Below are 13,224 nucleotides of genomic sequence, written 5' to 3'. Positions count from 1 at the left end.
TAGTTTTCACAGCTGAAATCAACTCTGCTGATACCTCAAGCCCATGGCCACACCCACCCTCGACATCGACCTGCTGCGCAGTTTTGCCGCCGTGGCCCAGGCGGGCACGCTGGGCGCAGCGGCCGAACGTGTGGGCCGCACGCAGTCGGCCCTGAGCATGCAGATGCAGCGGCTGGAAGACGCCTGCGGCCAGGCCCTGCTGCACCGCACCGGGCGCGGCGTGCGCTTGACTCACCCGGGCGAGCGCCTGCTGGTGCATGCGCGCCGCATCCTGCACCAGCACGACGAGGCGCTGGCCGACCTGGCGGGCACGGGCCTGGCCGGAGCGCTGGCCGTGGGCTGCCCCGACGACTACGCCGCCGCCTTTTTGCCACACCTGCTGCGCGGCTTTGCGCAGCAGCACCCGCTGGCGCGTGTGGACGTGGTCTGCGCCAGCACGCCCCGCCTGCGCGAGCGGCTGGCCACCCGCGCGCTGGACGTGGCGCTGGTGTCCACCCCCTGGGGCGCCGCGCCCGAGCCCGGCATGCTGCCCGCGCTGCGGCGCGAGCCGCTGGTGTGGGTGGCCGCCCCCGGCGTGCAGCCGCGCGACTGGGACCCGCTGCCGCTGGCGCTGTCCGACCCCGACGTGCTGGACCACCTGGCCGCGCGCGAACGCCTGGACGCGCGGGGCCGCCGCTACCGCGTGGCCTACGCCAGCGGCAGCCTCACCGGCCTCACGGCCGTGGTGCGTGCGGGCTCTGCCGTGGCCGTGCTCACCCGCTGCGCCGTGCCGCCCGACCTGCAGGTGCTGCCACCCGACACGGGCCTGCCCGAGCTGCCGTTGCTGGCCATTGGCGTCGCCTTTGCGGGCGGGCAGCCCACGCCGCTGGCGGCTGCGTTTGCCCACCATGTGCGGGATGTGCTGCCTTCGCTGTAGGTGACCTGATTGCTATTAAAAATATAGCTATTAGGGCATGATGGACGAGCGGGAGCGGCCATTTTTCCTAAACTGCGTTGCGCGCAGCGGCCCCAAAGGGCTCGGTGCCGGGGCCTGGCACCTACACTCTGCGCACCATGATCCGCTGGTTACTCGTCATCTTCCTGGCCCTGATGTTCATCAGCTGGCTGTCGCCGCTGCTGCGCCGCCTGGGCTTTGGGCGCCTGCCGGGGGACCTGCGGTTTCGCTGGCTGGGGCGCGACTGGGATGTGCCGCTCGCATCCACGCTGCTGCTGAGTTTTGTGGTGAGCCTGCTGACCAAGCTGCTGTAGAAAGACCCCGAACCCGCAGGTTGTTACTGCTCTGCCGCTTGCAACGCGTCCATGAACGCCTTGCGCCACCAGTGCACATCGTGCTGCCGGATGCGCGCCATGAGCTTCTGGTGGCGCGCCTGCCGCTCGGCCAGCGGCATCTGCAGCGCCTGCTGGATGCTGTCTGCCACACCCTGGGTGTCGTAGGGGTTCACCAGCAGCGCTTCTTTCAGCTGCTCTGCCGCACCGGCAAAGCGTGACAGCACCAGCACGCCGGGGTTGTCCGGGTCCTGCGCCACCACGTATTCCTTGGCCACCAGGTTCATGCCGTCGCGCAGCGGTGTGACCAGCCCCACGGCGGCGGCGCGGCACAGGCCCGGCACACGTTTACGCGCCACCATGCGGTGGATATAGCGCACGGGCATCCAGTCCAGCTCGCCATAGTCGCCGTTGACTGAGCCGCACAGGCCCTCCAGCTCGTGGCGCAGGTCGGCATAGGCGTGCACGTCGTCGCGGCTGGGCGAGGCGATCATGATCATCGTGGCGCTGCCCCGGTTTTCGGGGTAGCGGTCCAGCAGCTCGCGGAAGGCCCGCACGCGGTGCGGGATGCCCTTGGAGTAGTCGAGCCGGTCAATGCCCAGCAGCAGGCGCCTGCGCGAATACTCGTCGCGCATGTTCTGGTAGGTCTCCACCGCGTCGGGGGCGTGCGCGAGGCGCGTGAACTCGTCCACGTCGATGCCGATGGGAAACGACTGCACCACCACCGTGGCCCCGAAGGCGCGCACGCGCTTTTCGTCCACCGCTTCGGCGCTGCCTTCGTTGCGCACATAGCGCGTGAAATGTGAAACATCGGCCTCGCTCTGCAGGCCCACCAGATCGTAGGCAAACAGCGACCGCATCAGCCATTCGTGCTGCGGGATGGCCGCCATGATGAGCGGCGGCGGCATGGGGATGTGCAGGAAGAAACCGATGCGCTGCTTGCAGCCCATGGCGCGCAGCTCGGCGGCCAGCGGGATCAGGTGGTAGTCATGCACCCAGATCACATCGTCGTCGCGCAGCAGCGGCAGCAGCTTGCGTGCAAACATCTGGTTCACGCGCCGGTAGCCTGCGATGTAGCTGGCGCTGAAGTCGGCCAGGTCCAGCCGGTAATGGAACACCGGCCACAGCACGCTGTTGCTGTAGCCGTGGTAGTAGCTGTCGTGGTCTTCGCGGCACAGGTCCACGGTGGCCAGGGTGACGGCGCCGGCCTGGCGTGTGTGCAGTTCGCCTTCGCCGGGTGTGCCGCCTTCGACCACGGTACCGCTCCAGCCAAACCAGAGTCCTCCGGTCTGGCTCAGGGCTTCACCCAGGGCGACAGCCAGGCCGCCTGCAGCGGGTTTGCGGGGATCTGCGAGGCGGTTGGAGATGACGACAAGACGGCTCATGGACCGATCATCGTTGTGGATCGGTCCCGGCCATTGTCGGACAGCGCCTCAAATCACGCTGTCCCAGGGCGCCGACAGGCGCACGGCGGCGTTGATCACGCCCACCATCGAGTAGGTCTGTGGGAAGTTGCCCCACATCTCGCGGGTGTCGGGGTGCGTGTCTTCCGACAGCAGGCCCAGCGGGTTGCGGGCGGCCAGCATGGTCTCGAAGATGGCCCGTGCCTCGGCCTTGCGGCCAATGCGCGCCAGCGCGTCGATGCGCCAGAAGGTGCAGATGTTGAAAGCCGTTTCGGGCTTGCCGAAGTCGTCGGCCGCTTCGTAGCGCCGCATGTAGGGGCCATCGCCCAGGCTTTTTTCCATGGCCTCCACGGTGCTCACAAAGCGCGGGTCTTTCGGGTCGATGAGGCCCACCTCGGCCATCAGCAACACGCTGGCATCCAGCTCATGCCCGCCAAAGCTCTCGGCAAACGCTTGGCGCTCTTCGCACCACGACTTGTCGAGGATCTCGGCGCGCATGCGGTCGGCATGTTGCTGCCAGTGGCTGGCACGGTCGGCCAGCTGCAGCGTGGCGGCGATCTTGGCGAGGCGGTCGCAGGCGGCCCAGCTCATCAGGGCCGACGAGGTGTGCACCCGGGCGCGCGTGCGCAGCTCCCACATGCCCGCATCGGGCTGGCCGTACACGCGCACGGCGTTGTCGCCCACCTGTTCCAGCCGCTTGAATTCGGCCAGGCCCGCGCGGTGCAGCAGGCGGTGGTCGTGGAAGGCCTGGGCCGCGCCCAGCACGATGTTGCCGTACACGTCGTGCTGAAAATGCTCGGCCGCCTGGTTGCCCACGCGCACCGGGCCCATGCCCCGGTAGCCCGCCAGCTGGGGCACAAAACTCTCGGGCAGGTCTTTCTCCAGCCCGATGCCATACAGCGGCTGGATGTGGCCGTCGCCGCCTTCGACCACCACGTTGCTCAGCCAGCGCAGGTAGTCCTCCATGGTGCCCACCTCGGAGATGCTGTTGAGCGCGCGCACCACAAAAAAAGCATCGCGCAGCCAGCAGTAGCGATAGTCCCAGTTGCGGCCGCTGTGGGCGGACTCGGGGATGCTGGTGGTCATGGCAGCCACGATGGCGCCGGTTTCTTCGTACAACGACAGCTTGAGCGTGATGGCCGCACGGATCACCGCGTCCTGCCATTCCAGCGGGATGGCCAGCGCGCGGCTCCAGCTGCGCCAGTAGGCCGTGGTCTCCTGCTCGAAGTGGCGGGCGGTGTCCGCAATGCCATCCACCAGCGTCTCGTCGGCGCCCAGCAGAAAGTTGTGTTCGCGCGTGAGCACAAACGCCTGACCCGACAGCACATGCGACACCGGCGCATCGGTGGACAGGCGCAGCGTCATGCTCTCGCCCACATAGCGGATGTGGTTGCTGCCGCGCGTGATCTCGGGCGTGGTCTGGCCCCAGTCGTAGCGCACCTTGAGCGCCACCCGTATGCGCGGCGAGCCCTGGATGGGGCGCACCCGGCGCACCAGCGTCATGGGCCGGAAGTAGCGCGAGCGGCTGTAAAAGCGCGGCGCAAAGTCGGTGATCTCGATGCCATGGCCCGCCTTGTCGAACAACTGTGTGCGCAAGACGGCTGTGTTGGGCTCGTACCACTGGTGGGCCGATGCCAGGTCTTCCAGCTCGATCGCAAAGTGGCTGCCCTCGTCGCCAGGCTGCAGCAAGGCGTTGAACACCGGGTCGCCATCAAAGCGCGGCAGGCAGCACCACACCATGCGGGCGTGGTCGTCGATGAGTGCGCTGATGGCGCAGTTGCCGATCATCCCGAGGTTGAGCGAGCCCGTCTGGGGCTGTGTGGCGGCGGTGTTCATCGTTCGCGCTCCAGCGTTGTGCGTGCAGAAGACAGCCAGCCCCGCAGTGCGGCCGATGTCATGCAGCGGTGTTGTGCCATGGTGGGCCCTTCGCCCACCTTGATGCCCCAGCCGCCGAGCGACTGCACAGCGGCAAAGCCGGCCTCGTCGGTGACGTCATCGCCCACAAAGACCGGCGTGCGGCCCTCAAAGGGGGGTTGCGTCATGAAGTCGATGATGGCCTGGCCCTTGTGAATACCACGGGGCTTCACTTCAAAGACGCATTTGCCGCGCAGCAGTTCCACACCGTCCACCTCGCGCATGGCCCGCACCAGCGTGTCGTGGCACAGGGATTCGAGGTGGGGCGCCAGGCGGTAGTGCAGGGCGACGCTCACGCGTTTGGTTTCCACCAGCAGGCCGGGGTGGCGCGCTGCCAGGGCCTGGGCGGCCTGCAAGACGGGCTCCAGGGCGGGTGGTGCGGTGGCGGGCACCGAAGTGTCAAAGAGGCGGTATTGGGCCCCATGTTCGCTCGCCAGCGGCAGGCGCAGCGGCGCCAGAAATCCGTCGATGTCGGCTTCGGGCCTGCCGGTCACGATGACCAGCGCCCCACCCAACTGGGCGTGCAACGATGACAGCGTGGGAATCAGGCCCGATGCGATGCGCACCGCCTCGGGGCGCGGCGCCAGCTCGGTGAGCGTGCCATCGAAATCGAGAAAAAGCGCATGGGCAGTTGTCAGTGTGGGGAGCAGCTGCATGCGCCAAACCATAGCAGACGCTGCAATGCAGGCAAGGCCACCAGGGGGATTCAAGGGTGGTAAACGCGCGCAAGGTCTGCGACCGGTTGCAACTGGGGTGGCCGCAGATTGCGGGGCGGAGCCTTGAAACGAAGCGCCTGCGGCGCCATGTGATTTGCAAATCGTTTGCCTCCAACCCTTGCCGCGCCATGACCGAAGCCCTGCACATCGTCTGCCCCCATTGCCACACCACCAACCGCGTGCAGAGCGCCGACCTGGGCAGCGGGCCCGATTGCGGCCAATGCCATCGGCCCCTGTTTGCGGGGGCACCGCTGGAGCTGGATGCGACCAGCTTTGACAAGCATGTGGCGCGCAGCCATATCCCGGTGCTGGTGGACTTCTGGGCCCCGTGGTGTGGTCCCTGCCGACAGATGGCGCCCGCCTTTGCGCAGGCCGCCCGCGAGCTGGAACCCCGCGTGCACCTGGCCAAGCTCAACTCCGAAGACCAGCAGGCCATCGCGGCGCGCTATGCCATCCGCAGCATTCCGACCATGATCCTGTTCCAGCAGGGGCGCGAGGTGGGGCGCATTTCGGGCGCACTGGGGGCGGCAGACATCGTGCGCTGGGTGCGCACCACCGCAGGTTGATGCGCAGCGGTCAGCGGATTCCCAGCACGCGGTCCAGCGACACGTTGCCTGCACCGCGCCCCACCAGGTACAGCATCAGCCCCGCCCACGACAGGTGGGTGGGCCATGCGTCCGGGTAGACAAACAGTTGAATCGTCAGTGTCATGCCCAGCAGTGCCAGCGCCGACAAACGCGTAAACAGGCCCAGCACCAGCAGCACCGGAAACAGGTGCTCCGCCACGGTGGCCATCTGCGCCGCCAGCTCGGGCGGTAGCACGGGCAGCTTGTATTCGTCGCGGAACAGCGCATACGCGCTGTCGGAGATGGTGAACCAGCCCTCGACCTTGGTGCGTGCCGACATCCAGAAGATGCCCGCGATAGCCACCCGGTTGACCAGGGCCAGCAGGCTGTGCGGAGTGAGCCAGTTGGCGGTGTCGGCCAGGCGCGCCAAGAGCACGCGGGGGCCTTTGGCGGGTGCAGTGGGGAAGTGTGTGCTGGTGGTCATGAAGGGCTCCTCAGCCTGGGCGTGAATCGGTGGGTAAATCGGTGGGTATCAAGGCGCCTGCGTCCAGCAAGGTGCTGATCAGGGCGGCAAAGTCGGCGGTGGGTTCTGCATTCAGGGCCGAAGTGGCGGCGGCCTCCAGCGTGTGGCCATCGGCGCAGGCGTCCAAAAAAACCACGCCTGCCCGCGACACGGGGTGCCACACCACTTCTGCGTGGGGCCGGGTGAGCAAGGCGCCATCGCCCGTCCACTCCAGCGGCTCTGCCGGGGTCAGGCCTTCACGGTGGTTGTGCCACAGGGCGTAGGCGGGATGTTCTTCGCACCAAGCCCAGCGTGCAGCGGGGTGGGGCCGCAGTGATGCTTGGGGCAAGGTGTCAGGGGTCTGGTGTGCCAGCCAGTGTCGGTCCACGGCGGTGGCATCTGCTGCCAGATGGCATTCGGTCCAGCAGCGGTCCAGGCGCGCCACGGCAGGCAGATAGGGCAGCTCGGCGGCCGGTGCAAAGTCGGCCAGAAAATCGGCAAACCCCGCGCCGTAGTCCACCAACAGGCCGTCACCTGGAGGCTGGGTGCGGGCAAACACCGCCGCAGCAGCGCGGAACCAGTCTTCGCCCACCAGCTGGCACACCGTGGGGTAGTTGGCCTGCAGCGCATCGATGCAGCCCTTGAGCACGGTGTTGCGGTACACGGCAAAACCCGGTTGAGACTCCAGTGCAGACAGCCACGGCGCATCGGCTGCCTGGCCGAGCAGTGCGGCAGAGAAGCCGTCCTGGAAGGTGCTCAGCTGCACGCTGCCTCCTCGGGCTGCGCTGCGGTGAGCGCGTTGTGGGCCTGTTCCCTCTCGGCCAGCAGTTCGCTGAAGACGGGCAGCTGGTCGTCTCGCTCGATGAGGGTGGGCACAGGGCCGGTGCGTGCGATCACCTGCGCGTACAGCGCCCACACGACGGGCGCCACAGGCGCATCGTGGCTGTCGATGAGCAGCGCATCGCCATGCACCGGGTCCGCATGGTGGCCCGCCAGGTGTATTTCGGCCACGGCGTGCAGTGGGAAAGCGTTGAGGTAGGCCTGTGCGTCAAAGCCCAGGTTGTTGGCGCTGATGTACACGTTGTTCACGTCCAGCAGCAGGGCGCAGCCGGTGCGCCGCACCAGCTCGGCCAGAAACTCGGTCTCCAGCCAGTCATGGCCGTCGATGTGCAGGTAATGCGTGGGGTTCTCGATGGCGATGGGGCGTTGCAGCACATCCTGCGTGCGGGCGATGTTGTCTGCAATGCGCTGCAATGCGGCCTGTGTGCGCGGAAACGGCAGCAGGTCAGGCAGGTACTGCCCGCGCCAGGTGGACCAGGCCAGGTGCTCTGAAATGATGGCGGGCTCCACACGCTTTGCGAGGGCAGCTAGCCGCGCCAGGTGGGCCGCATCGGGCGGCGCGTCGGCTGCGAGCGACAGCGACACGCCATGCAGGGCCACCGGGTGGCGCGCACGGATGGCTTCGAGCCAGGCCAGGCGCGGGCCGCCGTTGGCCAGGTAGTTCTCGGGGTGCACCTCCCACCACAGGCCGGGGGCGGTGCACCGCAGCGCCTCGTCGTAGTGCTGGGGCTTGAGACCCAGGCCGGCGGTGAGAGGGCACTTGGTCATCGGTCAGGCCTTGGTGGGGGCCAGCGAGCCCATGCCCTTGGGCGTCTTGATCGTGGTGCATGTGCCTGCGGGCACAAACTTCCAGGCGTTGCCCTGATAGTCCATCTTGGACGAACCGGCGCAGGTGGTGCCGGGGCCTGCTGCACAGTCGTTCTTGCCGGCCATCGACACGCCGTAGCACTTCTCCATGGCAGGCTTGGCTCCTTCGGCGGGCTTGGTCTGGGCAATGGATGCACCAGAAGCCAGGGCGGCAAGTGCAAGGGCGCCGATGCTGAGGGTACGAGTGGTCATGGTGAGGTTCTCCAGAAAAGTAAGGGTTGAAACTGACCGGGGCTGCACAGTGGCTGCTCCAAACTGCCCGATCTGCGTTGTAATTCGCGCAGCCCCGTGGGCCGGTTACACCGCATCTATAAATAGTTGTCCATTGTTTTTTTCGCACGGGGTGTAACCCACAAGCCTCAGGACCCGAATTCCCCTCAGGGAGACACCATGGAGATAGAAGAACGGCTGCGCGGCTTGCTGCTGCAGGGGCTGGACGCGGACGCTGCCGCCTACCAGCGCTTTCTGAAAGAGCTGAGCGCTCACCTGCGCGCGTTTTTGCGCCGCCGCCTGGCGCAGCGGCCCGACGAGGTGGAGGATCTGGTTCAGGAGACGCTGCTGGCCGTGCACAACCAGCGCCACACCTACCGGCCCGAGATGCCGGTGACGGCCTGGGCGCATGCGATTGCGCGCTACAAGCTTATCGACTGGCTGCGCTCGCATGCCGCCAAGGAGGCGCGCAACGACCCGCTGGACGATGCGGACGAGCTGTTTGCCAGCAGCGACAGCGAGGCGGCCGAGGCGCGGCGCGACCTGGGGCAGTTGTTGCAGACCCTGCCTGACAAGCAGTGCCTGCCGATCGAGTATGTGAAGCTGGAAGGTTTGTCGGTGGTCGAGACGGCACGCCTCACGGGGCTGTCGGAGTCGGCCGTCAAAGTGGGCGTGCACCGGGGGCTCAAGGCCCTGGCCGCCAGGATCAGGGACATGGCTTACGCGCCACAGGGTTCAGGCGCACCGCCCGGCACACAAGACCGGGCCGTGTTGCACCCCGAGGTGCGGAAGCCCCAGAGGAAATAGCATGAAAACCGATGAATTGATCCACCTGTTGGCTGCGGACGACCGGCCCGTGCAGCGTACCGCCATCGAGCAACGGTTTGCCGTTGCCAGCGCCGTCGGCATTGCGGGCGCCGGGGTGCTGATGCTGGCGCTGTTTGGCCTGCGCCCTGACCTGCTGGTGACCATGGCGCTGCCCATGTTCTGGGGCAAGCTGGTGTTTGCGGCCGCCCTGGCGGCTGCAGGCCTGGCGCTGCTGCGCCGCATGGCCCGCCCGGGCATGCCGCTGGTCCACGCTGCCCTGTGGCTGGCCGTGCCACCGCTGGTGCTGTGGGCCCTGGCCGCAGTGGCGTTGGCACAGGTGCCTGCAGCTGAGCGTGCGCCGCTCATCCTGGGCAGCACCTGGCGCACCTGCCCGTTCAACATCGCGGCGCTGTCGGTGCCTGCGTTTGTGGCCGGGTTCTGGGCGCTTAAGGGCGCGGCGCCCACCCGCCTGGCTTGGGCGGGTGCGGGCGCGGGCCTGCTGGCCGGGGCGCTGGGCGCCTTGGTCTATGCCCTTCACTGCCCCGAGATGGCCACACCCTTCCTGGCGGTGTGGTACCTGGCGGGCATCGCCATCCCCACCGCGCTGGGCGCCGTACTGGGGCCGCGCCTGCTGCGCTGGTAAGAGCCGCTCTTAGTGCGCGGTGGGCGCGCTGAGCCACTGCGCCACGGCCTCCACCCGTGCCTGGTGGATCAGTGCACCCACCTGCGGACCGCTCTGGCCCTTGGCGGCGGCCTGCGCCGCAATCTCGCGCGTGACCACGGCCTGTACGGCGGCCAGCACGGCCAGCAGGCGGGGGCGCTGCGGGTAGGCGGATTCTTCAAACCCCAGCCGCCCGCGCGCGTCGCATTCGCAGGCCAGCAGGATTTCGGCAAACCGCTCGGGCTTGCGGATCGCGTCGCAGCGTTCCAGCAGGCGCACCAGCGCTGCGGCCGACAGGTCCTGGCTGCGGTGGATGTGCCCATGTTCACGCGCCACCACATCGGCCGTCTCGCGGCAGTCCACCGGCACGCGCAGGCGCTCAGCCACGTCTTTCAGCAGCTCGGCGCTGCGGGTTTCGTGGTCGATGTGGCGCGGCAGCACATCGGCGGGCGTGGTGCCCTTGCCCAGGTCGTGTGCCAGGCAGGCAAAGCGCACGGTGAGCGGCGCTTGCAGCCGCGCTGCCATGTCCAGCACCATCATCAGGTGCACGCCGGTGTCCACCTCGGGGTGGTAGTCGGCGCGCTGGGGCACGCCCCACAGGCGCGCCACCTCGGGCAGCAGCACGGCCAGCGCGCCACAGTCGCGCAGCACCTCGAACATGCGCGAGGGCTTTTCTTCCATCAGCCCGCGCGCCAGCTCCTGCCACACCCGTTCGGGCACCAGGTGGTCCACCTCGCCGCGCTCCACCATCTCGCGCATGAGCTGCATGGTTTCGGGCGCCACGCTGAAGTCGGTGAAACGCGCAGCAAACCGCGCCACACGCAGGATGCGCACCGGGTCCTCGCGGAAGGCATCGGTCACATGGCGCAGCACACGGGCCTCAATGTCCTGGGCTCCAGAATAGGGGTCAAAAATGCCCTCTGCGCCCGCCCCGTCTGTACTTTCAGCTATTGCATTGATAGTAAGATCGCGGCGCGAGAGGTCTTCTTCCAGCGTCACATCCGGTGCGCTGTGCACCACAAAGCCCCGGTAGCCACGCCCGCTCTTGCGCTCGGTGCGGGCCAGCGCGTATTCCTCGCGGGTCTCGGGGTGCAAAAAGACGGGGAAGTCGCGCCCCACGGGCAGGTAGCCCTGCGCCAGCATCTGCTCGGGCGTGGCGCCCACCACCACCCAGTCGTGGTCATTCACCGGCCGGCCCAGCAGCTTGTCGCGGACCGCGCCGCCCACCATGTAGATTTGCATCGGCCTAGTTTAGAACCTGCGCTGCGCCGTATATTCCGCCCATCATGTCCCTCGCATCCGACCTCACCATTGCCCAGCTCAACCCCGACGGCAGTGTGCCCGTGCCCACCGCACCCGATGCAGCAGCCAACGCCGCTGCCGAAGCCCTGCAGCGCGAGGCGCAGTTCGAGGCCCTGAAAGCACAGATGGAAGGCCTGCAGGAGATCCTGGCCAAGCCACTCAACGACATCCTGGCCGAACACGACAAGTTCAAGGAGGTGGCGGCCGCGTGGGATTCCTTCGGCGCCATGTGGATGCTGTCCCAGCGCGCCATGCGCCGCGTGGCGATGGACCTGGCAGCCACGCAGGGCGTGAGCGAGGAAGAGGTGGTGGCCCGTGCCATGGCCTATGCCAACCAGGTACTCAACACCGAGGACGAAGACCTGGGCGGCTCCGTCGCCCCCGCCCAGCTGGCGCACATCGCGCGGCACAAGGCATTTTTGCGCAAGCAGTTCCGGTAAAGAAACTGCCCGTGCGCGGTGCCATTCAGCCAAACACCGGCCTGAAAAAACTCCGCTCATAGCTCACGATGCAGTCCGTTTCCTCGGCATAGCGGAAGGCCGCCTGGCATTCCGCGTCCTGCATCGAGGCCTCGCGGTAGCGCTCGTAGGCTGCGAGGCTATCGAACGTGAACAGCGCCAGCGCGATGTTGTTGGCCCCTTCGCTGGGCATGAAGTAGCCATGGTGCTGGCCGCCGAATTTCTCGACCAGCGGGATCCACAGCTTGCCGTAGTGCTCGAACTCTTTCAGCTTGCGGGTGTTGAGAACGTAGCGCAGGTAGATGGTGACGGCCATGGGGGTGCTCAGCCTTCCGTGTGGCGCAGGCGGTAGGGCTCCTCAAAGTCCAGAAAGTCCCTCTCGCCCAGGGCCTCTGCGATCCATGCCTGCACGCCGGGCAGGGCGCGTACGCGGTCCACATAGGCTTTGATGGGGGCGGGCACGGGCAGGGCGTAGGTGTGCAGGCGCATGCACACGGGGGCAAAGTAGGCGTCGGCCACGCTGAACGGGCCAAACAGCATGGGGCCACCGTGTTCCTGCAGCAGGGCGCTCCACATCTCCACGAGGCGCTGCACATCGGCGCGCACGCCGGGCTTGTCGCGCCAGATCAGCGCGCCGGTGTCGGCCAGGTCGGCCTCGATGTTCATGGGGCAGTTGTTGCGCAGGGCCGTGAAGCCACTGTGCATCTCGGCGCAGACGCTGCGGGCGCGTGCGCGGGCCTGGGGGTTGGCAGGCCAGAGCTGCTTGTCGGGCCAGGTCTCGGCCACGTATTCGGCAATCGCCAGGGTGTCCCACACCACCAAATCGCCATCGACCAGCACCGGCACCTTGCCGGTGGGGCTCACGGGGCCGATGACACGTTTGAACTCCGAGTCGGTCTCGAAGCTGTCGAAGCGCACGAGTACCTCCTCGAACGGGATGCCGGCCTGCTTGAGCAGCACCCAGGGGCGCATGGACCAGGACGAATAGTTCTTGTTGCCGATGTAGAGCTTGGGCATGGTGGGCACCTGAAAAATAAAGGTCAGCCCGCCATGCTAGCGGCTGCTCGGCGCGCCAGCGATGCCAAAACGTGGTCTGAATGATGCGCGTTGCGCATCACAGGCCATTCCGGTGGCTCACACGGGCCAGACCACGCCGTTGTCGTTCAGGATGGCATCGAGCGGCAGGTCGAAGTCTTCGGGCTCGAAGTCGTCGAGGAAGCCGTGGGTGAAGCCCAGGCCCACGGTGAAGGGCTTGGGCTGCAGCGTGGCCAGCGTGCGGTCGTAAAAGCCGCCGCCGTAGCCCAGCCGGTAGCCCCCGGCGGCGTAACCCACGCAGGGCACAAACAGCAGGGTGGGCACGATGACCTCGGTGTCCTTGGGCTTGGGGATACCGTAGGCGTCTTCTTCCATGGGGCAGCCGGGGTACCAGGCGTGGAAGGTGAGGGTCTTGTGCTGCTTGTTGACCACCGGCAGGCCGATGCGGCGGCGCAGGGGCTCGTCCAGCAACTCGCCGTCTTCCTTCCAGCGGTGCAACGCGGGCAAGGGGTCGAACTCGCCCTTGATGGGCCAGTAGGCGCCGATCACGGTGTCAGGTCGGTTCACCAGCCAGATGCGCATCACCTGTTGTAACAGGTCGGACCGCTGTAGGCGGTCGGGCAAATTGAGGCGTTCTTCTATCAATGCGCGCCGAAGGGCTGCTTTGTCCATCACAT

The 13,224-nt window shown here is 67.2% G+C and carries 17 protein-coding genes; 6 read left to right on the top strand and 11 right to left on the bottom strand.

Features of this window, described 5'->3' with window-relative positions; all coding sequences use genetic code 11:
* Positions 1-43: 43 nt before the first annotated feature.
* Together AvAM_RS19960 and AvAM_RS19955 are read left to right on the top strand one after the other, a co-directional pair.
* Positions 44-916 (top strand): LysR family transcriptional regulator, encoded by an 873-nt coding sequence (locus tag AvAM_RS19960; RefSeq protein WP_137748704.1) that lies wholly within the window; start codon positions 44-46, stop codon positions 914-916.
* Positions 917-1,053: 137 nt separating this feature from the next.
* Positions 1,054-1,248, top strand: coding sequence for a DUF2905 domain-containing protein (locus tag AvAM_RS19955; RefSeq protein WP_137748703.1), 195 nt, complete (start codon positions 1,054-1,056; stop codon positions 1,246-1,248).
* Positions 1,249-1,271: 23 nt separating this feature from the next.
* Here the strand turns inward: AvAM_RS19955 and otsA are convergent, their stop codons facing one another.
* From otsA to otsB, 3 genes are read right to left on the bottom strand one after another with little or no spacing between them, the layout of a single operon-like run.
* Positions 1,272-2,651, bottom strand: a complete 1,380-nt coding sequence (gene otsA, locus AvAM_RS19950) for an alpha,alpha-trehalose-phosphate synthase (UDP-forming) (RefSeq protein ID WP_137748702.1) — start codon at positions 2,649-2,651, stop codon at positions 1,272-1,274.
* 48 nt (positions 2,652-2,699) lie between these two features.
* The gene (locus tag AvAM_RS19945) at positions 2,700-4,505 is read right to left on the bottom strand and encodes a glycoside hydrolase family 15 protein (RefSeq protein WP_137748701.1); all 1,806 of its coding nucleotides are present in this window, start codon (positions 4,503-4,505) and stop codon (positions 2,700-2,702) included.
* Positions 4,502-5,239: a trehalose-phosphatase gene (gene otsB / locus AvAM_RS19940; protein ID WP_137748700.1), complete on the bottom strand. Its 738-nt coding sequence runs from the start codon at positions 5,237-5,239 to the stop codon at positions 4,502-4,504. Before otsB ends, AvAM_RS19945 begins: the two co-directional genes overlap by 4 nt.
* A 188-nt stretch (positions 5,240-5,427) precedes the next feature.
* Here otsB and trxC point away from each other — a divergent pair, with 188 nt between their 5' ends.
* The gene (gene trxC, locus AvAM_RS19935; protein ID WP_137748699.1) at positions 5,428-5,865 is read left to right on the top strand and encodes a thioredoxin TrxC; all 438 of its coding nucleotides are present in this window, start codon (positions 5,428-5,430) and stop codon (positions 5,863-5,865) included.
* A 10-nt stretch (positions 5,866-5,875) separates the two neighbouring features.
* On the opposite strand, the gene AvAM_RS19930 is transcribed toward trxC, so the two are convergent.
* The 4 genes from AvAM_RS19930 to AvAM_RS19915 are packed head-to-tail and all read right to left on the bottom strand — an operon-like array spanning position 5,876 to position 8,266.
* On the bottom strand, positions 5,876-6,349 hold the full coding sequence (locus AvAM_RS19930; protein ID WP_137748698.1) for a DoxX family protein: 474 nt from the start codon (positions 6,347-6,349) through the stop codon (positions 5,876-5,878).
* A gap of 10 nt (positions 6,350-6,359) precedes the next feature.
* A complete protein-coding gene (locus tag AvAM_RS19925; protein ID WP_137748697.1) occupies positions 6,360-7,133 on the bottom strand; it encodes a DNA-binding domain-containing protein in 774 nt (257 codons plus the stop codon).
* On the bottom strand, positions 7,124-7,975 hold the full coding sequence (locus AvAM_RS19920; RefSeq protein WP_137748696.1) for a DUF692 domain-containing protein: 852 nt from the start codon (positions 7,973-7,975) through the stop codon (positions 7,124-7,126). The genes AvAM_RS19925 and AvAM_RS19920 overlap by 10 nt, the downstream gene beginning before the upstream one ends.
* A gap of 3 nt (positions 7,976-7,978) precedes the next feature.
* Complete coding sequence (locus AvAM_RS19915; RefSeq protein WP_137748695.1) at positions 7,979-8,266, bottom strand: DUF2282 domain-containing protein; 288 nt, start codon at positions 8,264-8,266, stop codon at positions 7,979-7,981.
* Between the two features lie 198 nt (positions 8,267-8,464).
* Here AvAM_RS19915 and AvAM_RS19910 point away from each other — a divergent pair, with 198 nt between their 5' ends.
* Both AvAM_RS19910 and AvAM_RS19905 read left to right on the top strand, forming a co-directional pair.
* Positions 8,465-9,091 (top strand): sigma-70 family RNA polymerase sigma factor, encoded by a 627-nt coding sequence (locus AvAM_RS19910; RefSeq protein WP_137748694.1) that lies wholly within the window; start codon positions 8,465-8,467, stop codon positions 9,089-9,091.
* Position 9,092: 1 nt separating this feature from the next.
* Entirely contained in the window at positions 9,093-9,734 is a 642-nt protein-coding gene (locus AvAM_RS19905) for an NrsF family protein (RefSeq protein ID WP_137748693.1), read from the top strand.
* Between the two features lie 9 nt (positions 9,735-9,743).
* On the opposite strand, the gene AvAM_RS19900 is transcribed toward AvAM_RS19905, so the two are convergent.
* Positions 9,744-10,994 (bottom strand): multifunctional CCA addition/repair protein, encoded by a 1,251-nt coding sequence (locus AvAM_RS19900; protein WP_137748692.1) that lies wholly within the window; start codon positions 10,992-10,994, stop codon positions 9,744-9,746.
* 44 nt (positions 10,995-11,038) lie between these two features.
* Between AvAM_RS19900 and AvAM_RS19895 the strand changes: the two genes are divergently transcribed.
* On the top strand, positions 11,039-11,494 hold the full coding sequence (locus AvAM_RS19895; RefSeq protein WP_137748691.1) for a hypothetical protein: 456 nt from the start codon (positions 11,039-11,041) through the stop codon (positions 11,492-11,494).
* 25 nt (positions 11,495-11,519) lie between these two features.
* Here AvAM_RS19895 and AvAM_RS19890 read toward each other — a convergent pair whose 3' ends face one another.
* The 3 genes from AvAM_RS19890 to AvAM_RS19880 form a co-directional block, all read right to left on the bottom strand.
* Positions 11,520-11,828, bottom strand: a complete 309-nt coding sequence (locus AvAM_RS19890; RefSeq protein WP_137748690.1) for an NIPSNAP family protein — start codon at positions 11,826-11,828, stop codon at positions 11,520-11,522.
* An 8-nt stretch (positions 11,829-11,836) separates the two neighbouring features.
* Entirely contained in the window at positions 11,837-12,529 is a 693-nt protein-coding gene (locus AvAM_RS19885) for a glutathione S-transferase family protein (protein WP_137748689.1), read from the bottom strand.
* A 117-nt stretch (positions 12,530-12,646) separates the two neighbouring features.
* Positions 12,647-13,219 carry a 5-formyltetrahydrofolate cyclo-ligase gene (locus AvAM_RS19880; RefSeq protein ID WP_137748688.1) on the bottom strand — a complete coding sequence of 191 codons (573 nt, stop codon included), beginning with the start codon at positions 13,217-13,219 and terminating at the stop codon, positions 12,647-12,649.
* Positions 13,220-13,224 lie beyond the last annotated feature (5 nt).

The sequence above is a fragment of the Acidovorax sp. NB1 genome (assembly GCF_005405905.1).
GTDB lineage: Bacteria > Pseudomonadota > Gammaproteobacteria > Burkholderiales > Burkholderiaceae_C > Acidovorax.
Note: the sequence above shows the minus strand (reverse complement) of the source record. Positions and strands in the feature narration are given on the sequence as shown.